The sequence below is a fragment of the Salmonella sp. 32010601201800023SM genome (genome assembly GCF_017572235.1).
Taxonomy (GTDB): Bacteria; Pseudomonadota; Gammaproteobacteria; order Enterobacterales; family Enterobacteriaceae; genus Salmonella; species Salmonella enterica.
In genome coordinates this window covers 215,566-233,388 of sequence record NZ_JAGEQS010000001.1, presented here as the reverse complement: position 1 = coordinate 233,388, position 17,823 = coordinate 215,566, and the positions used below count along the sequence as shown (strand labels likewise).

19 protein-coding genes and 1 riboswitch are annotated in these 17,823 nt (G+C 55.2%); of the genes, 7 read left to right on the top strand and 12 right to left on the bottom strand.

Annotated features, from left to right (window positions below; genetic code table 11):
• The 12 genes from J4617_RS01110 to pduF all read right to left on the bottom strand — a co-directional run bounded on the left by J4617_RS01110 (nt 1) and on the right by pduF (nt 11,111).
• Nucleotides 1-792 carry a cobalt-precorrin-6A reductase gene (locus J4617_RS01110; protein WP_001001975.1) on the bottom strand — a complete coding sequence of 264 codons (792 nt, stop codon included), beginning with the start codon at nt 790-792 and terminating at the stop codon, nt 1-3.
• Entirely contained in the window at nt 789-1,514 is a 726-nt protein-coding gene (locus J4617_RS01105) for a precorrin-3B C(17)-methyltransferase (protein ID WP_000953637.1), read from the bottom strand. Before J4617_RS01105 ends, J4617_RS01110 begins: the two co-directional genes overlap by 4 nt.
• Nucleotides 1,514-2,569, bottom strand: a complete 1,056-nt coding sequence (cbiG, locus tag J4617_RS01100) for a cobalt-precorrin 5A hydrolase (RefSeq protein ID WP_020839248.1) — start codon at nt 2,567-2,569, stop codon at nt 1,514-1,516. The genes J4617_RS01105 and cbiG overlap by 1 nt, the downstream gene beginning before the upstream one ends.
• Nucleotides 2,550-3,323 (bottom strand): cobalt-precorrin-4 methyltransferase, encoded by a 774-nt coding sequence (locus tag J4617_RS01095; RefSeq protein WP_017465525.1) that lies wholly within the window; start codon nt 3,321-3,323, stop codon nt 2,550-2,552. Before J4617_RS01095 ends, cbiG begins: the two co-directional genes overlap by 20 nt.
• Complete coding sequence (locus J4617_RS01090; RefSeq protein ID WP_000650985.1) at nt 3,307-3,885, bottom strand: decarboxylating cobalt-precorrin-6B (C(15))-methyltransferase; 579 nt, start codon at nt 3,883-3,885, stop codon at nt 3,307-3,309. Before J4617_RS01090 ends, J4617_RS01095 begins: the two co-directional genes overlap by 17 nt.
• Nucleotides 3,875-4,480 carry a cobalt-precorrin-7 (C(5))-methyltransferase gene (locus J4617_RS01085; RefSeq protein ID WP_000958841.1) on the bottom strand — a complete coding sequence of 202 codons (606 nt, stop codon included), beginning with the start codon at nt 4,478-4,480 and terminating at the stop codon, nt 3,875-3,877. Before J4617_RS01085 ends, J4617_RS01090 begins: the two co-directional genes overlap by 11 nt.
• Nucleotides 4,474-5,613, bottom strand: coding sequence for a cobalt-precorrin-5B (C(1))-methyltransferase CbiD (gene cbiD / locus J4617_RS01080; RefSeq protein WP_001292914.1), 1,140 nt, complete (start codon nt 5,611-5,613; stop codon nt 4,474-4,476). Before cbiD ends, J4617_RS01085 begins: the two co-directional genes overlap by 7 nt.
• Nucleotides 5,613-6,245 carry a cobalt-precorrin-8 methylmutase gene (locus J4617_RS01075; RefSeq protein ID WP_000558988.1) on the bottom strand — a complete coding sequence of 211 codons (633 nt, stop codon included), beginning with the start codon at nt 6,243-6,245 and terminating at the stop codon, nt 5,613-5,615. Before J4617_RS01075 ends, cbiD begins: the two co-directional genes overlap by 1 nt.
• A 10-nt stretch (nt 6,246-6,255) precedes the next feature.
• Nucleotides 6,256-7,215 (bottom strand): adenosylcobinamide-phosphate synthase CbiB, encoded by a 960-nt coding sequence (gene cbiB / locus J4617_RS01070; protein WP_000153649.1) that lies wholly within the window; start codon nt 7,213-7,215, stop codon nt 6,256-6,258.
• The gene (locus J4617_RS01065) at nt 7,212-8,591 is read right to left on the bottom strand and encodes a cobyrinate a,c-diamide synthase (RefSeq protein WP_000741253.1); all 1,380 of its coding nucleotides are present in this window, start codon (nt 8,589-8,591) and stop codon (nt 7,212-7,214) included. Before J4617_RS01065 ends, cbiB begins: the two co-directional genes overlap by 4 nt.
• Nucleotides 8,592-8,687: 96 nt before the next feature.
• Nucleotides 8,688-8,863, bottom strand: a riboswitch (cobalamin riboswitch).
• A gap of 325 nt (nt 8,864-9,188) precedes the next feature.
• Nucleotides 9,189-10,100, bottom strand: a complete 912-nt coding sequence (gene pocR, locus J4617_RS01060; protein WP_000622326.1) for a regulatory protein PocR — start codon at nt 10,098-10,100, stop codon at nt 9,189-9,191.
• A gap of 216 nt (nt 10,101-10,316) precedes the next feature.
• The gene (gene pduF, locus J4617_RS01055) at nt 10,317-11,111 is read right to left on the bottom strand and encodes a propanediol diffusion facilitator PduF (RefSeq protein ID WP_001000023.1); all 795 of its coding nucleotides are present in this window, start codon (nt 11,109-11,111) and stop codon (nt 10,317-10,319) included.
• A 524-nt stretch (nt 11,112-11,635) separates the two neighbouring features.
• Between pduF and pduA the strand changes: the two genes are divergently transcribed.
• Genes pduA through pduH form a run of 7 tightly spaced genes read left to right on the top strand, consistent with a single transcriptional unit; the run spans nt 11,636 to nt 17,821 of the window.
• Entirely contained in the window at nt 11,636-11,920 is a 285-nt protein-coding gene (gene pduA, locus J4617_RS01050) for a propanediol utilization microcompartment protein PduA (RefSeq protein WP_001183618.1), read from the top strand.
• Nucleotides 11,917-12,729: a propanediol utilization microcompartment protein PduB gene (gene pduB / locus J4617_RS01045; protein WP_000097500.1), complete on the top strand. Its 813-nt coding sequence runs from the start codon at nt 11,917-11,919 to the stop codon at nt 12,727-12,729. Before pduA ends, pduB begins: the two co-directional genes overlap by 4 nt.
• Before the next feature lie 18 nt (nt 12,730-12,747).
• Entirely contained in the window at nt 12,748-14,412 is a 1,665-nt protein-coding gene (gene pduC, locus J4617_RS01040) for a propanediol dehydratase large subunit PduC (RefSeq protein ID WP_001256896.1), read from the top strand.
• A gap of 10 nt (nt 14,413-14,422) precedes the next feature.
• Nucleotides 14,423-15,097 carry a propanediol dehydratase medium subunit PduD gene (gene pduD, locus J4617_RS01035; protein ID WP_017465524.1) on the top strand — a complete coding sequence of 225 codons (675 nt, stop codon included), beginning with the start codon at nt 14,423-14,425 and terminating at the stop codon, nt 15,095-15,097.
• 14 nt (nt 15,098-15,111) lie between these two features.
• Nucleotides 15,112-15,633: a propanediol dehydratase small subunit PduE gene (gene pduE, locus J4617_RS01030; protein WP_001090598.1), complete on the top strand. Its 522-nt coding sequence runs from the start codon at nt 15,112-15,114 to the stop codon at nt 15,631-15,633.
• Between the two features lie 15 nt (nt 15,634-15,648).
• On the top strand, nt 15,649-17,481 hold the full coding sequence (gene pduG / locus J4617_RS01025; RefSeq protein WP_017465523.1) for a propanediol dehydratase reactivase alpha subunit PduG: 1,833 nt from the start codon (nt 15,649-15,651) through the stop codon (nt 17,479-17,481).
• Complete coding sequence (gene pduH, locus J4617_RS01020) at nt 17,471-17,821, top strand: propanediol dehydratase reactivase beta subunit PduH (RefSeq protein WP_017465522.1); 351 nt, start codon at nt 17,471-17,473, stop codon at nt 17,819-17,821. Before pduG ends, pduH begins: the two co-directional genes overlap by 11 nt.
• The last annotated feature ends 2 nt before the right edge of the window (nt 17,822-17,823 follow it).

Genomic DNA, 17,823 nt, shown 5'->3' with positions numbered 1-17,823 from the left:
TTACTCCTTAGCTGCGGCCAGCCAGCGCGATAAACGCTGCGCAAAGGCGGCCTGGCTTTCCAGTAACTCATCACCCGTCACAAGCGGCGTCGGGCGCGCAATAACGATGCAGGGAATGCCCGCATCCAGACAGGGCTGAACTTTTTCCTGATATCCCCCCTCCGCGCCGGACGCTTTGGTAATGACTACGTCGGCCCGGCACTGGTGGTAAAACGCGGCGTTAAAATCAGCGCTGAACGGCCCACACAGAGCGAAAATTTCTCCAACGCCGAACCCCAGTTCGCTGCAGCGTTGAATCACCTCCGCCACGGGCAGTACGCGCGCCAGCAACGTTTTTTCCGCCAGCCCGGCACGCCAGACGGCCAGATCTTTACTGCCGGTCGTCAGTAACACGCGCGGACCAAAACGCCTCGCTATCTCGCAGGCATCGGCAATACTGCGCGCCGTATAGAGAAGCGGATGCGTCAGATTGCTAAGCTGCTCCGGACGCTGATAACGACTTAACAACACGCCTGCCGTTTCACAGGCGCGAAGGAGGTTATGGCTGACCATTTCTGCATAAGGATGCGATGCATCTATTACCCAGCGAGTACGGTTTTCTTTTAGCCAGGCGACCATCTGCCCGTACTCCAGACGACCACAGCGCACCTGCCCTTTAATGTCGCCCGCCAGCGCTTTTCCGGCTGGCGTCGCCACGGATAAGGTGTACGCGACGTTCGCCGCATCCAGTTGTCGGCATAACGCGCGCGCATCGCTGGTGCCGCCCACCACCAGCACATCCCCCTCATTCACAGCGTGTAACCTCGCGGCGTTATCATCAGCCCATCCTGAACATAGGTCGTTTTATTACCGACGATGACCAGACTGGTCATATCTACCGGTTCAAAATCCATATCGCCGAGCGTAGTCAGCCATTTTTCCTCTTTCTTACGTCCGGCGGATTTCACCACGCCAACCGGCGTTTGCGCGCTTTTACTGGCGGCAAGCAGGTCAAACGCGCGCGCCAGATGCCCTTCGCGCCCGCGGCTGCGCGGGTTGTAAAAACAGATAACAAAGTCTGCCTCTCCGGCGGCAACGATGCGTTTTTCAATAACCGGCCACGGGGTCAGCAGGTCGCTGAGGCTGATATGGCAGAAGTCATGCATTAGCGGCGCGCCCAGTAAAGAGGCGGCGGCGATGCTGGCGGTCATGCCAGGAATGAGCCGCACCTCGACGTCCAGTTTCTGCTTGCCGACCAGTTCCAGCACCAGACCCGCCATGCCGTAAATACCGGCGTCGCCGCTGCTAATCAGCGCGACGTTATGCCCGGCCTGCGCCAGTTCAATAGCCGCCTGGCAGCGTTCAATTTCCTTACACATGCCGGTCTTGATCACCTGTTTGTCGCCGGTGAATGCTTTAACCAGATGGGTATAGGTTTTGTAGCCCACGACGATTTCCGCCGCCTGTAACGCCTCAATCGCTTCCATCGTCATCATTGCCTGCGAGCCGGGGCCAATACCAATTACGCTCAACATCAGTGTGCAACTCCTAAAGTAATAGTGACGCCCTGTTCTCGCAGGGTCTCGCCTAACAATTGTCCCTGGCTTAATAACCACGCAGCCGGGCCGGATACGCTGCCAACGCCCACCGTTTTTCTGACGAAGCCAGAACCGGGAAAATGGTGTTCGAATTCGCGCAACGCTTCGGCGGTAAAGGTTTTAAAAGGCACGCGGCAGCAGGAGGCGAGCTGAATAAGCCCCGGCTCCCCTTTTTTGAGCGTGACGCTGCCAATCGCTTTTAACGCCAGCGGATCGAGTTTCTGCGCTTCAAGCTGGCGCGCCAGTAATGTCGCTAACAGGGGAAATGGCGTATCGCGGCGACAGCCAATTCCCGCCACCACGCGCTGGGGCACCAGTTTCCAGTGCGGTACGGGAAGCTCAGGGAGGTCATTACGCAAAGAGACGCAGATAAGCGCATCCAGTTCAGGCAGCCGCTGCAAATCATCAACAGGGATAAAACCGCGAATATCACACTGGCCGATCTCTTCCGTTAGTTCGGCATCCCACCATAACCCCACACGTTGATGACTGACCAACATCTGGTTAACGGTTTTTACCGCCGTGCGAAAATCGGTCATGCGGGCGTTAAGCTGGAAAGCTAAGGTGTCCAACGCGGACATCTCATTGACATCCGTTGCCGTGGTAATCACCGGATCGGCGCCTAACATTCCTGCCAGGTAGCGCGTCAAGGCATTGGCCCCGCCCGCATGACCGGAAAGCAGGCTAATGACATGCTGACCACGTTCATCAATGACGACCACCGCCGGATCGCTGAACTTGTCGTTCACTAACGGCGCCAGGACACGAACGGCAATGCCGGTCGCGCCGATAAAAATAAGCGCGGTATAAGTGGTAAAAGCCTGCCGGGCGGTATTAGCGAATCCGCCATCGAAGGGAATAAATCCCTCTTCCCGCAGTTTTTCACTGGTAAAGCAGGTTAACGGCAGCATCGCGGCGAGTCTCTTTGCCAGCGCCACGCCGCCGGGAGTCAGGCAAAACAACGCAATGGATTCAGGCTTTACGGTATTCATGGCTAAAGTCCGCTGCATAAAGTCTTGAGTAGTGATACTCCTTACCCAGAAAATTCCCGACCAGAATCAGCGCCGTCTTACGGATGCCAGCATCACGTACTTTGTCGCTAATATCCGCTAACGTGCCGCGAACGGTCTGGCTTTCCGGCCAGGTAGCCTTATAGATGACCGCGACAGGCGTAGTTGCCGGATAACCACCTGAAATGAGACGTTCCGCCACCCGGTGAATACGCTGAACGGAGAGATAAATCGCCATTGACGTCTGGTGACTGGCGAAAGCCTCCAGTTGTTCCCGCGCCGGTACTGGCGTACGCCCTTCCAGACGGGTAATAATGAGACTCTGCGATACTTCCGGTACGGTATATTCCACACCCAGCTCCGCCGCAGCGCCGAGAAACGCGCTGACGCCAGGCACTACCTGCCAGTCGATACCACGGCGAGTTAACTCTTCGCCTTGCTCACGTACGGAGCCGTACAGCGAGACATCGCCCGTTTGCAACCGCACCACCGTTTTTCCCGCTTTCACGCCCGCGGCCATCAGCTCGATAATCTGCTCAAGATGCAGTTCGGCGCTGTCGTAGCGTTCTGCCTGCGCGGGGCAGTAATCCAGCAGTTCGGTATTGATCAGCGAACCGGCATAGATAACTATCTGCGCCTGTTGCAGCAGGCGGTAGCCTTTAAGCGTGATCAGCTCGCGATCGCCCGGCCCGGCGCCGACGAACCATACACAGCGTGGATCAAATGTCTCTGACATGGTTTTCTTCCTTCTGACAGGCGATAACAAAAACAGGGTTGTTCGGTTTGAAATAGTGTCCCGCCCCCAGCGGCGTTAACGATGAAAGCTGAAGCTGTACACAGTCCATTCGACATGCGCCGATGTGCGCAAGATGCGCCAGCGCGCTATGGAGGTTTTCCTGTAAGATAAAGGTCATCACCAGACGGCCACCGGGATGCAGATGGCCCATCGCCCAGTCAATCAGCGCCGTCAGATGCCCGCCGCTGCCGCCCATAAACACCGCATCGGCTTTCCCGGTTATGGTCATTGGCGCTTCGCCGGGGAGAATATCGATATTGCCGCAGGCAAAGCGCTGACGATTCTCATCAAGCAGCCGTAGCGCGGCAGGATTACGCTCGATAGCCGTCACCTGCAACGAAGGAAATTGCAGCGCCGCTTCAATTGAGACGCTTCCCGTTCCCGCCCCGACGTCAATCAGGTGACTGGCGCGGTGAAGCTCAAGTTTCGACAGCGCCAGCGCCCGTACCGCCTCTTTGGTCATTGGCACGTTCTCGCCGCGCAGAAAAAGCTCATCTTTCATCCAGGATCACCACTGCATTCATTTCATAGTCGGCGTTGACCGCACTGACGGGTAGCCAGTGGATCCGCTCATTTTCCATCGCCAGATTTTCACCAATCACCATTAAGCGATGCCCTTTACCGCGCGCGACCAGTTCCCGGGCGATTTCCCGCGGCCCGCAGCGGGCATCCGTGACCATCGCCACTTTGCGATGGTTCGCCAACTGCTCGAAGCTGACGCAACGACCGTGGCTACTGGTCAACCACATGTCATTCATATCAATTCCAGCCTGTGCGCACAGATACTGTACGGCGCTGATGCCAGGGATAATGCGAACCTGTTCGATACCAAAATGCGCCACCAGGCGTGTACCGATGCCATAAAACAGCGGATCGCCGGAGGCCAGCACCACGATCCCTTTATCCCAGCGGGCGGCAATCCAGGACAACAACGCGCCAATATCCGCGCCCAGCGTAAATCGTTCGCCGCCAAACGCCGGAAACTGCGCCAAATGCCGTTTACCGCCTGCCAGCGCATCGGCGTGGTCTATCGCTTCCAGCGCCGCAGGGGTCATCAAATGCCGTCCGGCGGGCCCCATTCCCACGACCGTTAGCATTGCAGCTCCTTAGCAATCTCGTCGACGGGACGATTACTGCCGAGAATATGGTTATCAAAAGAAAACAGGATGGCGTCGCAGACAGGCGGCGTTTTGGTAAAACGCAGCATCTGCATGACTCGCAAACAAATGCGCCTGGCAAGATGGTTATAGATATGCCCGAAGCCATATGCTTCAATGTGCTCCATTGCCGCTTCAGTGGTATCGCAATCGCCGACCAGGGTGAGTAACTCCAGCGGCGCGCCCAGTAAAGCTAAATGCGCGACCAGCGTTTCCATGCGCGCATCGGCAATATGGCTATGGGTATGAAAAATCCCGGCGGCGATTTTGATCAATTTTCCAGGATGCCCCACCAGCACTATCTGGCAAAATCCCAGCCGTACCGCCTCTTCAATCATGTAGCCGACAAAATTGCTCATGGTGACGACCGCCTGTGTGTCGACGCCCATTTGCTCGCGAACAAACCGTTCGCCGTGGTTGCCCGGCACGAGTATCACCCGCGTTAATCCTGACGCCCGTTTGATCTCCAGCTCCAGCGATAGCGAGCGTTTCCAGCTTTCTTCCGACATCGGCGTCACAATGCCGGTAGTGCCAATAATGGAAATGCCGCCAAGAATGCCAAGCCGCGAGTTATATGTTTTTTGCGCCCGCGCTTCGCCTTCCGGGGCAAAAATCTCCACATCGGCCCCACGCGCCGGGCCTATCGCTTCGCGCACCGCTGACTCAATGGTATGGCGCGGCGTACGATTGATGGCGGCGCTCCCGAGCGGCAGTCCAACCCCTTTACGCGTTACCGTACCAATACCTTCGCCGCCAGTGAGCGTAATCTCACCGCTGTCGTTGAGCGTAACGCGGGCAAAAATCAGCATTCCGTGCGTGGCATCCACATCATCGCCGCCATCTTTACGAATTGCGGCTATCGCCTGCTGGCCTTCAATGTGCGGCGACTCCACGTTCAGGCATAGCGTGACGCCCGACGGCGTGACGATGGAGACCTGATGAATCAGATGTTGACGTAATACCATCAGCGCGGCGACTTTTGCCGCCGCCGTCGCGCAGGAACCGGTGGTATATCCTTTACGTAACGCTTTACCGTGGTGCCAGACCGGCGCGTCAAAAGAAAGCTCGCTCATCAGGCCTCCCGGAGGTGATAGAGCAACGCATTGACGATAGCGGCAGCCACGTTACTGCCGCCTTTACGCCCTAACGCGGCAACCGCGGGGAAATGGCTATGGGTGAGTGCCTCTTTGGACTCCGCCGCGCCGACAAAGCCTACCGGTACGCCCACCACGCCGCTCACCGTCACGTTATGTTCAAGTAAACGGAACAGGGCCGTCGGCGCATTACCGAAAACAAAGAGCTTGTTTTTCTCCTCCTCGGCGATAGCGATATCGACGGCGGCCATTGAACGGGTAATCCCCTGCGTTTGTGCGGCGCGCACCACGCGCGGATCGCTGATATAACAGCGACACTCGCCGCCAAACGTCGCCAGTAATCTTTTATTAATGCCGGACAGCGCCATCGTGGTATCGGTATAAATAATGCACGGATGGCGTAACGCATCACAAAGCTGCTCCAGCGCATCGGCAGAGAACCACAAAATGTCCAGCCAGTCGAAATCGGCGGTGGTATGAATAACCCGCTTGATAATGGCCTCATGGAGCGGACTGGCGAAACGGTAATCAGGACGCGTTTCGCGAATAATGTCGCTAATAATGGTGAAACTGTTGGCCTCAATGGTTTGTGGCTGCTGGATATAATGCATACTGTCGTCCTCAGGCCACGCCAGATAACCCGCACCGCGCCGCAATAAACAGCGCCAGCGCCAGGGTTGAAGCGACCCACATCAATCGAATCGTTCGGGAAATATCGTCCACGGAAATATCGCGCTGCGCGTCGCCTATCCAGGGCTTGTCCACACGCTCGCCAAAGTAGTTATTTGGGCCACCGAGCTGGATTCCTAAGGCGCCGGCCACACACGCTTCCGACCAGGCGCAATTTGGGCTACTGTGGTTATAACGGTCACGCCAGCCAATACGCAGCGCCCGCCAACCACTCAGGCGACACAGTCCTGCCGCAATGCCCAACAACAGCCAGCTCAGTCGGGCAGGAAGATAGTTCGCTACGTCGTCCATACGGGCGCTGACCATACCAATCGCCCGGTATTTTTCATGTTTGTAGCCCACCATTGAATCCAGGGTATTGACGGCTTTGTAGACCATCGCCAGCGGCGCGCCGCCGAGAAAGAGGAAAAAGAGCGGCGCGATAATGCCGTCAACGGTGTTTTCTGCAACCGTTTCCACCACGGCGCGATTGATCTGCGCTGGCTGAAGTTGCGACGTATCGCGCCCGACGATCCAGGAGAGTTTTATTCGGCTTTCCGCAAGGTCGTTCTTCCGTAACGGTCGTTCAACCTCCTGCGCGGCGTGGGCCAGAGAGCGTCCGGCCAGCGTGGTAAAGATCATCCAGACTTCGACGCTCCAGCCAAACCAGGGGTGAATCCGCTGCGCCAGCGCCAGTACGCCCCATGCCACGCCCCAGGTCGCCCCGACAACCACAACCCACATTACGCCGCCGCCAATCCGCAGCGCTTTATCGCCGGGACAATAGCGACGCACAATACGCTGCACAAACGTGATTAAACGACCTATCCAGCGTACCGGATGGGGCCAGTGTTGAGGGTCGCCGATGATAAAATCCAGCACCCAGGCGATACACCAGGCAAGAATCGTCATAATACGCGCCTCGCCGCCGCCAGCCAGTGCTGCAACATTTCCGGACGCTGGGCGAAATGGACGTGCAGATAGCTGGCAAACGTGTTGCCTGTCTGCCAGCCGCCAGTCCATTCCTGTAACACGCGGCCATCGCGAACCTTACGACAGGCCATAACGGCGGGTGTTTCGGGGATAAAATCTGAGTAGTGAAATTCATGGCCGCGCACTATCTCGCCAGGCGCCGCCAATAGCGTTGGCTGCATAGCCTGCGCCTCACAGTAGCCAAAGCGGGTAAGTCGCTTACCCATTTTGCTGTGACCGAGGATAATATTCGCCATCTGATGAATTTCCCCACCGCTATCCTCCAGAGTGCTCCCCAGATACATCAGACCGCCACACTCCGCGTAAATCGCCACGCCGCGCTGATGCGCCGCCCGCAAATGTTTTAACATCGCCGTATTTGCCGCCAGATCCGCGGCGTATAATTCAGGATATCCACCGCCCAGCCAGATCATCTGACAATCAGGCAATGCGCGGTCATGCAGTGGGCTAAAACGCACAATGTTAACGCCGGCACGCTCCAGCAAATCGATGTTATCGGGATAATAAAAGTTAAAGGCCTCATCATCCGCCAGAGCAAGCGTCAGCCCTGCCCCCGCTGTGTTATCGGGGCGCTCAGGCCACATTCCCGTCGGAAGCGCTGATAACACGCTCAGCGAGAGTAGCGCATCCACATCCACTGTTTGTTCCAGCGAGGCGGCAAAATCATGCCATGATTGCTGATTGACGAGGGATTCTCTGGCGGTAATCAACCCCAGGTGGCGTTCAGGTAATGCGACGCCGTCGCAAGGAGGGACATACCCCAGTACCGGCAGTGAGCAATAATGTTCAATGGCATTTTTGAGGAGCTGATAGTGGGCGTCGCTAGTGACGCGATTCACAATCACGCCCGCGAGGTTGAGGGTCGGGTCGAAGTGCTGAAATCCCATAACGGTAGCCGCAAGCGACGTTGAAACAGCCTTGCCGTCCACCAGTAGGATGACCGGGCAACCAAGCTGTTTGGCCATCGCGGCTGTGCTGCAGTAATTGGGGTCGACGCCATAGCCGTCATACAGCCCCATGACGCCTTCAATGACAGCGATATCCGCCTGCCGCATTTGTTCGCAAAATAAGGCGTTGAGAACAGGAGGAGGAAGCATGAAACTGTCAAGATTACGGGACGCCACGCCACAGATAGCGGTATGCCAGCCGGTATCAAGGTAATCTGGCCCAACTTTAAACGGCTGTACGCGCAGCGCGCGTTTTTGCAGCAGCCTCAACAAACCAAGCGTCACCGTGGTTTTGCCGCAACCGCTTCCTGTGCCTGCAAGAATAAATGCGTGATGCCTTGCCGCCATTACCCTGATCCTGTTCAGGGTGGTAGGGGTATACAGGTACGCGCATGTTCAGTCTTTCGACTGTACGCGTCTTCGCAACCCACTTCCCACCGAAGTTGTTGGTTATCACCGACAGGCAGGTCTTCTGGCTTAGCGTCCTCCTCGCCCGTCCTTCCCAATCTTGCGATCAGTGGTCTTTACGGGGTCGTCAGCATCACAGCAGCGGGGGCTGCGGGGGATTTTCACCCCCTTCCCTACCACAAATGTGGCAAACCTGTTGGTTTACGTTATGGCTGTACGGCACACCCATAACGGCAATTAATAATGTGCTACGTTTTACATTTCTGTGAGCAATAGCCTGAGCGGTTGCTCATCTGACGTTAATCTACTCATCCTTACCGGTATATTGACGATAAAACGTATCGACAAAGCGTAATAAAACTTATCTTTCCTGACACTGTACTTCATCACAAAAATAAAAACTGATGCAGTTTATGCCCTAAATTTTATTATTTTGTTGCGCTATGACAATTTATTGTTACACCAGATAAATTTTCTTTCTGAAATGATTAAGATACAAAAGACTATCAAAAATCGGCAATAGCAAAATATTGCTATTCATAACGATGGAGGATGAGAATTCTCATTTATCTGCTGGCGATAAGCCTGCGGCGTAACCTGATAGGTCTGGCGGAAGACTTTGCAAAAATAGCTGGTTTGCGAAAAGCCTAAATTACGCGCAATACTGGCAATACTCCAGTCACTATGGCAAAGCAATTCTCTGGCACTAACCATTCTCTGGCGGTTTACCCACGCATTAAATCCGATTCCCTGATATTTTTTGAATAGCTTACTGAAGTAATAGGGGCTGAGATAGACATGTGAGGCGACATCCTCAAGACGAAGATCGTCGGACAAATGCGCATCAATATAGCGAAGCGCTTTTTTCATTTTACTGTCATGCGGAGTGGGACCACGAGTGGTTTTATTTGCCTCCGATTGCTGCGGATTGTCTTTGATAACCACGAAATTGAGCTGTTTTTTCAGGCAATTCTCAACAATCAGTTTAAGAAGATCGGCGGAAGCGATAACGCGTGAATAGTCCATCTCTGGCACATTCCGAAATTCATTCAAGAGCTCAGGGTCAGCCTGCCAGCGATCGTCAACATTAAGAATGTTTACCAGCTCCACGTCATTACTTAAACGAACCTGCCCGCATAAAACAAAGCCAACTAAATGCCCTGCGATTACCAGCGGAATAGAAAAATCCGTTAGACCGGCATGACAACGATAAATACAGGGTTGATCGGACTTCGATGCCTCCAGTCCCCCGCAGCGATCGCTCATACGACAACGTGTACTATGCTGGGGATGCTGCCGCATCAACTGACAAAACGGCGTGAAATTGAATAGCTCAGATATTTCATCACCATGAATATTGACAACCACAACCGCCAGACCGGTGGCTTGTGCAAAATCCTGTGCGATTTTATTAATGAGTTCTGAGTTCAGAGCGCTCGCAGAAATCATGATAAAACCCCTCAGTTAATTTATTGTTATAAACAAAACACATTATTTACATTCACTTTTTATTAGCATTATCCTGGCCCTGATAAAAAGTACAATGACAATATCAAAAGTCTCCCATTGCTGGGAGACGTTTTGATCAGTTCGTGAAAGCAGATCACGAAATTATCTCACCTGTTTTTACGATACATCATTGCTGTGAATCTGGTTCGCATTTTCTTACAGTTCACAGCGGTTACAAGGTAAATTCTTACCAATAAAATAGCGATATATGGCTGCTCCGGCACAGGCGCCGATAACAGGCGCGACAATCGGCACGATAAAATAAGGGATCTCTCGCCCACCGCTCATCGCCATGTTCCCCCACCCCGCTAACCATGTGAACAGTTTGGGACCGAAATCACGCGCCGGGTTCATTGCAAAACCGGTAAGGGGTCCAGTAGACGCGCCGATAACGGCAACCAGTATCCCAATAAGCAAAGGCGCAAGCGGCCCTTTAGGAATGCCATTGCCATCATCCGTCAATGCCATGATCATGCCCATCAGAATCGACGTAATGACCACTTCCACCAACGCAGCCTGCCATACATTTAGCGCTGCGGCCGGATAGGTACTGAAAATGCTGGCTAATTGCAAACTTTCGACGCTACCGCGCACCATATGATGCGCAGTCTCAAATTCAGTAAAAAGGCTACTATAAAGCACATACGCCAGCAGAGCGCCGCCAAAAGCGCCGGCAAACTGGGCAATAATATAAGGCAATACTTTCTGTTTGGGGAAGCAGGCAAACAGCCACAGCGCAATCGTCACCGCAGGGTTAAGATGTCCGCCGGAGATTCCGGCAGTAAGGTAAACGGCCAGTGAAATTCCAAGCCCCCAAATAATGCAAATCTCCCATAATCCGAGGCTGGCGCCTGCGACTTTGAGCGCGCTCAAACAACCGATACCAAAAAACAAAAAGAGTCCGGTGCCTAAAAATTCCGCACCACATTGCGCCTTTAGAGAATCATTCATGTGACACCTTCTGAGCAAAGTTCGTGTCCTGGCCAGCGCAAGTTTCGGCTGGCGGTAGAGTACAGCTAACCTCACTATAAAAAGTGCCGCCTGTAAATTGTTGGCAACCTGCGAACCTGTCTCCCGGAAAAATCGTGTTGCGATAGCAAAATTTTGCTTTTCCGATATTTTTAGCAGCCCATCATACGGGAGATTCGAGCTATAAAATACGCCTGTGAAAATAATAAAATATTGCACAAGCCAACTTATCAATTTCGAATAAGCATCACATTTTGCGTCTTTCGCCATATCAAATAAAAATACTCTCGTCACTAACAAAAATGTAAAAATGAAATAATAAAAACAAAATAATCATATAGACAATAATAAATTAAATGTAATTTATCAATAAGTTATAAAAGCAAAAGACAATTTAGTCATATTGCTTTCCCATTATTTTCTGATGCTCAACAGCAAGTCAGCCATTCTTTTTCCTCGCATCTTCTTATAGTCCCAACTATCGGAACACTCCATGCGAGGTCTTTATGCAACAAGAAGCACTAGGAATGGTAGAAACCAAAGGCTTAACCGCAGCCATAGAGGCCGCTGATGCAATGGTTAAGTCAGCCAATGTGATGTTAGTGGGCTATGAAAAGATTGGCTCCGGGCTGGTAACCGTCATCGTGCGCGGCGATGTTGGCGCGGTCAAAGCGGCCACCGATGCAGGTGCCGCAGCCGCACGCAACGTGGGTGAAGTGAAAGCCGTACACGTCATCCCACGCCCTCACACCGATGTAGAAAAAATCTTACCGAAGGGAATTAGCCAATGAGCAGCAATGAGCTGGTGGAACAGATCATGGCGCAGGTGATTGCCCGTGTGGCAACGCCGGAACAACAGGCCATCCCTGGTCAACCCCAACCTATACGAGAGACGGCTATGGCAGAAAAAAGCTGCAGTTTAACGGAATTTGTCGGGACCGCCATTGGCGATACCCTGGGCCTGGTTATCGCCAACGTCGATACCGCCCTGCTGGACGCGATGAAGCTTGAGAAGCGCTATCGTTCCATCGGCATTCTCGGCGCCCGCACCGGCGCAGGCCCGCACATTATGGCGGCGGACGAAGCGGTGAAAGCCACCAACACCGAAGTGGTCAGCATTGAGCTGCCGCGCGATACCAAAGGCGGAGCGGGCCACGGTTCGCTGATTATTTTAGGCGGTAACGATGTATCCGATGTCAAGCGCGGTATCGAAGTCGCGCTGAAAGAGCTGGACCGCACCTTCGGCGATGTTTACGGCAACGAAGCCGGGCATATCGAGCTGCAGTACACCGCTCGCGCCAGCTACGCCCTGGAAAAAGCGTTCGGCGCGCCGATTGGCCGTGCCTGCGGCGTCATCGTCGGCGCTCCGGCTTCCGTTGGCGTACTGATGGCCGATACCGCCCTGAAGTCAGCCAACGTTGAAGTCGTGGCGTACAGCTCTCCGGCGCACGGCACCAGCTTTAGTAACGAAGCCATTCTGGTGATTTCCGGCGACTCCGGCGCGGTCCGTCAGGCAGTGACCTCCGCCCGCGAAATCGGCAAAACCGTCCTTGCGACCCTCGGTTCTGAACCGAAAAACGATCGCCCGTCCTACATCTGATACCCACGAGGCTGATTCATGAGATCGAAAAGATTTGAAGCACTGGCGAAACGCCCTGTGAATCAGGACGGCTTTGTTAAGGAGTGGATCGAAGAAGGCTTTATCGCAATGGAAAGCCCGAACGATCCGAAACCGTCGATTAAAATCGTTAACGGCGCGGTAACCGAGCTGGACGGAAAACCGGTTAGCGAATTCGACCTGATCGACCACTTTATCGCCCGCTACGGCATCAACCTGAACCGCGCCGAAGAAGTGATGGCGATGGATTCGGTCAAGCTGGCCAATATGCTGTGCGATCCTAACGTCAAGCGCAGCGAAATCGTTCCGCTAACCACCGCGATGACCCCGGCGAAAATTGTTGAAGTAGTTTCGCATATGAACGTGGTTGAGATGATGATGGCGATGCAGAAAATGCGCGCCCGCCGTACTCCATCTCAACAGGCGCACGTCACCAACGTTAAAGACAACCCGGTGCAAATTGCCGCCGATGCCGCCGAAGGCGCATGGCGCGGGTTTGACGAACAAGAAACCACTGTTGCGGTAGCACGCTACGCGCCGTTCAACGCCATCGCGCTGTTGGTCGGCTCTCAGGTTGGTCGTCCGGGCGTACTGACGCAGTGCTCCCTGGAAGAGGCCACCGAGCTGAAGCTCGGCATGCTGGGCCACACCTGCTACGCCGAAACCATCTCCGTTTACGGCACCGAGCCGGTCTTCACCGACGGTGACGATACGCCATGGTCGAAAGGCTTCTTAGCCTCTTCCTACGCCTCTCGCGGCCTGAAAATGCGCTTCACCTCCGGCTCCGGATCCGAAGTGCAGATGGGCTACGCCGAAGGCAAATCCATGCTGTATCTGGAAGCGCGCTGCATCTATATCACCAAAGCGGCTGGCGTTCAGGGTCTGCAAAACGGCTCCGTAAGCTGTATCGGCGTACCGTCTGCCGTGCCGTCAGGCATTCGTGCCGTGCTGGCGGAAAACCTGATCTGCTCTTCGCTGGATCTGGAATGCGCCTCCAGTAACGACCAGACCTTCACCCACTCCGATATGCGTCGTACCGCGCGCCTGCTGATGCAGTTCCTGCCGGGTACCGACTTTATCTCCTCCGGTTATTCCGCGGTGCCGAACTACGACAACATGTTCGCCGGTTCCAACGAAGATGCGGAAGACTTTGACGACTACAACGTTATCCAGCGTGACCTGAAAGTGGACGGCGGTCTGCGCCCGGTTCGTGAAGAGGACGTTATCGCCATCCGTAACAAAGCCGCCCGCGCGCTGCAGGCCGTGTTTGCCGGAATGGGACTACCGCCGATTACCGATGAAGAAGTTGAAGCCGCGACCTATGCCCACGGTTCGAAAGATATGCCGGAGCGTAACATCGTCGAAGACATCAAGTTCGCCCAGGAAATCATCAATAAAAACCGCAACGGTCTGGAAGTCGTTAAAGCGCTGGCGCAGGGCGGGTTTACCGACGTGGCCCAGGACATGCTCAACATCCAGAAAGCCAAGCTAACCGGCGACTATTTGCACACCTCCGCCATTATCGTCGGCGACGGACAAGTGCTCTCTGCGGTTAATGACGTCAATGACTATGCCGGTCCGGCAACAGGTTATCGCCTGCAGGGAGAACGCTGGGAAGAGATTAAAAACATCCCTGGCGCTCTTGATCCCAACGAGATTGATTAAGGGGTGAGAAATGGAAATTAATGAAAAATTGCTGCGCCAGATAATTGAAGACGTGCTTCGCGATATGAAGGGCAGCGATAAACCCGTCTCGTTTAATGCGCCTACGGTATCCACAGCACCACAGACCGCTGCGCCTGCGGGCGACGGCTTTCTGACCGAAGTGGGCGAAGCGCGCCAGGGCACTCAGCAGGACGAAGTCATTATCGCCGTCGGCCCGGCATTTGGCCTGGCGCAAACCGTCAATATCGTCGGCTTACCGCATAAGAGCATTTTGCGCGAAGTCATTGCCGGTATTGAAGAAGAAGGTATCAGGGCGCGCGTGATTCGCTGCTTTAAATCTTCCGACGTGGCGTTCGTCGCCGTGGAAGGTAACCGCCTGAGCGGCTCCGGCATCTCCATCGGCATCCAGTCGAAAGGCACTACGGTTATCCACCAGCAGGGGCTACCGCCGCTCTCCAACCTGGAACTGTTCCCACAGGCGCCGCTGCTGACGCTGGAAACCTACCGTCAGATTGGTAAAAACGCCGCCCGTTATGCGAAACGCGAATCACCACAGCCGGTCCCTACGCTCAATGACCAGATGGCACGCCCGAAGTACCAGGCAAAGTCGGCCATTTTGCACATTAAAGAGACCAAGTACGTCGTGACGGGCAAAAACCCGCAGGAACTGCGCGTGGCGCTTTGATAAAGGATAACTCCATGAATACCGACGCAATTGAATCGATGGTTCGGGACGTATTGAGCCGCATGAACAGCCTGCAGGGCGATGCGCCAGCAGCGGCTCCTGCGGCAGGCGGCACGTCCCGCAGCGCAAAGGTCAGCGACTACCCGCTGGCGAACAAACACCCGGAATGGGTGAAAACCGCCACCAATAAAACGCTGGACGACTTTACGCTGGAAAACGTGCTGAGCAATAAAGTCACCGCTCAGGATATGCGCATTACCCCGGAAACCCTGCGCTTACAGGCGTCTATCGCCAAAGATGCGGGCCGCGACCGGCTGGCGATGAACTTCGAACGCGCCGCCGAACTGACCGCGGTACCGGACGATCGCATTCTTGAAATCTACAACGCCCTTCGTCCGTATCGTTCAACGAAAGAAGAGCTGCTCGCTATCGCCGACGATCTCGAAAACCGCTATCAGGCGAAGATCTGCGCAGCTTTCGTTCGCGAAGCGGCAACGCTGTATGTCGAGCGTAAAAAACTCAAAGGCGACGATTAACTTTAGGGGTAGACAATGCGATATATAGCTGGCATTGACATCGGTAACTCATCAACGGAAGTCGCACTGGCGCGGCAAGATGAGACTGGCGCACTGACGATTACGCACAGCGCGCTGGCGGAAACCACCGGGATCAAAGGCACGTTGCGTAACGTGTTCGGCATTCAGGAAGCGCTCGCCCTCGTCGCAAAGCGCGCGGGGATCAATGTCAGCGATATTTCGCTCATCCGCATTAACGAAGCCACGCCGGTGATTGGCGATGTGGCGATGGAAACCATTACCGAAACCATCATCACCGAATCGACAATGATCGGCCATAACCCAAAAACGCCGGGCGGAGTAGGCCTTGGTGTGGGTATCACGATTACGCCGGAGGAGCTGTTAACCCGCCCGGCGGACTCGTCCTATATTCTGGTGGTGTCATCGGCATTCGATTTTGCCGACATCGCCAATGTTATCAACGCCTCAATGCGTGCCGGATACCAGATTACCGGCGTCATTTTGCAGCGCGACGATGGCGTACTAGTCAGCAACCGGCTGGAAAAATCGCTGCCGATCGTTGACGAGGTTCTGTACATCGACCGCATTCCTCTGGGGATGCTGGCGGCGATTGAAGTCGCCGTGCCGGGGAAGGTTATCGAGACCCTCTCCAACCCTTACGGCATCGCCACCGTATTCAACCTCAACGCCGATGAGACGAAAAACATCGTCCCGATGGCGCGCGCGCTGATTGGCAACCGTTCCGCCGTGGTGGTTAAAACGCCATCCGGCGACGTCAAAGCGCGCGCAATACCCGCCGGTAACCTGGAGCTGCAGGCGCAGGGTCGTACCGTGCGCGTGGATGTTGCCGCCGGTGCCGAAGCTATCATGAAAGCGGTGGACGGCTGCGGCAAGCTCGACAACGTCACCGGCGAGGCCGGGACCAATATCGGCGGCATGCTGGAGCACGTACGCCAGACCATGGCCGAGCTAACCAATAAGCCCAGCAGCGAGATTTTCATTCAGGATCTTCTGGCCGTTGACACCTCGGTTCCGGTGAGCGTCACCGGCGGTCTGGCCGGGGAGTTCTCGCTGGAGCAGGCCGTCGGCATCGCCTCGATGGTGAAATCAGACCGTCTGCAGATGGCGATGATTGCCCGTGAAATTGAGCAGAAGCTTAATATCGACGTGCAGATCGGCGGCGCTGAGGCTGAAGCCGCCATTCTGGGCGCGCTGACCACGCCGGGTACCACCCGACCGCTGGCGATCCTCGACCTCGGCGCGGGCTCCACCGATGCCTCCATCATCAACCCTAAAGGCGAAATCATCGCCACCCATCTCGCCGGGGCAGGCGACATGGTCACGATGATTATTGCCCGCGAACTGGGGCTGGAAGACCGCTATCTGGCGGAAGAGATCAAAAAATACCCGCTGGCGAAGGTCGAAAGCCTGTTCCACTTACGCCACGAGGATGGCAGCGTCCAGTTCTTCCCGACGCCGCTGCCTCCTACGGTGTTCGCCCGCGTCTGCGTGGTGAAACCGGACGAACTGGTGCCGCTTCCCGGCGACTTAGCGCTGGAAAAAGTGCGCGCCATTCGCCGCAGCGCTAAAGAACGCGTCTTTGTCACCAACGCCCTGCGCGCGCTGCGCCAGGTCAGTCCAACCGGCAACATTCGCGATATTCCGTTCGTGGTGCTGGTCGGCGGCTCGTCGCTGGATTTCGAAGTTCCGCAGCTGGTCACCGATGCGCTGGCGCACTACCGCCTGGTCGCCGGGCGAGGAAATATTCGCGGCAGCGAAGGCCCAAGAAACGCGGTGGCCACCGGCCTGATTCTCTCCTGGCACAAGGAGTTTGCACATGGACAGTAATCACAGCGCCCCGGCCATCGTCATTACCGTTATCAACGACTGCGCCAGCCTCTGGCACGAAGTGCTGCTGGGTATCGAAGAGGAAGGCATCCCTTTCCTGCTTCAGCATCACCCGGCTGGAGATATCGTTGACAGCGCCTGGCAGGCGGCGCGCAGCTCGCCGCTGCTGGTCGGCATTGCCTGCGATCGACACTCGCTGGTCGTGCATTACAAGAATTTACCCGCATCGGCGCCGCTTTTTACGCTGATGCATCATCAGGACAGTCAGGCCCAACGCAACACCGGTAATAACGCGGCACGGCTGGTCAAAGGGATCCCTTTCCGGGATCTGAATAGCTAAGC

Excerpts from the sequence above, each read along its gene's own strand:
- J4617_RS01105 (WP_000953637.1), bottom strand. The coding sequence starts at position 1,514 with ATGTTGAGCGTAATTGGTATTGGCCCCGGCTCGCAGGCAATGATGACG.
- cbiG (WP_020839248.1), bottom strand. The coding sequence starts at position 2,569 with ATGAATACCGTAAAGCCTGAATCCATTGCGTTGTTTTGCCTGACTCCC.
- J4617_RS01095 (WP_017465525.1), bottom strand. The coding sequence starts at position 3,323 with ATGTCAGAGACATTTGATCCACGCTGTGTATGGTTCGTCGGCGCCGGG.
- J4617_RS01090 (WP_000650985.1), bottom strand. The coding sequence starts at position 3,885 with ATGAAAGATGAGCTTTTTCTGCGCGGCGAGAACGTGCCAATGACCAAA.
- J4617_RS01085 (WP_000958841.1), bottom strand. The coding sequence starts at position 4,480 with ATGCTAACGGTCGTGGGAATGGGGCCCGCCGGACGGCATTTGATGACC.
- cbiD (WP_001292914.1), bottom strand. The coding sequence starts at position 5,613 with ATGAGCGAGCTTTCTTTTGACGCGCCGGTCTGGCACCACGGTAAAGCG.
- J4617_RS01075 (WP_000558988.1), bottom strand. The coding sequence starts at position 6,245 with ATGCATTATATCCAGCAGCCACAAACCATTGAGGCCAACAGTTTCACC.
- cbiB (WP_000153649.1), bottom strand. The coding sequence starts at position 7,215 with ATGACGATTCTTGCCTGGTGTATCGCCTGGGTGCTGGATTTTATCATC.
- J4617_RS01065 (WP_000741253.1), bottom strand. The coding sequence starts at position 8,591 with ATGGCGGCAAGGCATCACGCATTTATTCTTGCAGGCACAGGAAGCGGT.
- pocR (WP_000622326.1), bottom strand. The coding sequence starts at position 10,100 with ATGATTTCTGCGAGCGCTCTGAACTCAGAACTCATTAATAAAATCGCA.
- pduF (WP_001000023.1), bottom strand. The coding sequence starts at position 11,111 with ATGAATGATTCTCTAAAGGCGCAATGTGGTGCGGAATTTTTAGGCACC.
- pduA (WP_001183618.1), top strand. The coding sequence starts at position 11,636 with ATGCAACAAGAAGCACTAGGAATGGTAGAAACCAAAGGCTTAACCGCA.
- pduB (WP_000097500.1), top strand. The coding sequence starts at position 11,917 with ATGAGCAGCAATGAGCTGGTGGAACAGATCATGGCGCAGGTGATTGCC.
- pduC (WP_001256896.1), top strand. The coding sequence starts at position 12,748 with ATGAGATCGAAAAGATTTGAAGCACTGGCGAAACGCCCTGTGAATCAG.
- pduD (WP_017465524.1), top strand. The coding sequence starts at position 14,423 with ATGGAAATTAATGAAAAATTGCTGCGCCAGATAATTGAAGACGTGCTT.
- pduE (WP_001090598.1), top strand. The coding sequence starts at position 15,112 with ATGAATACCGACGCAATTGAATCGATGGTTCGGGACGTATTGAGCCGC.
- pduG (WP_017465523.1), top strand. The coding sequence starts at position 15,649 with ATGCGATATATAGCTGGCATTGACATCGGTAACTCATCAACGGAAGTC.
- pduH (WP_017465522.1), top strand. The coding sequence starts at position 17,471 with ATGGACAGTAATCACAGCGCCCCGGCCATCGTCATTACCGTTATCAAC.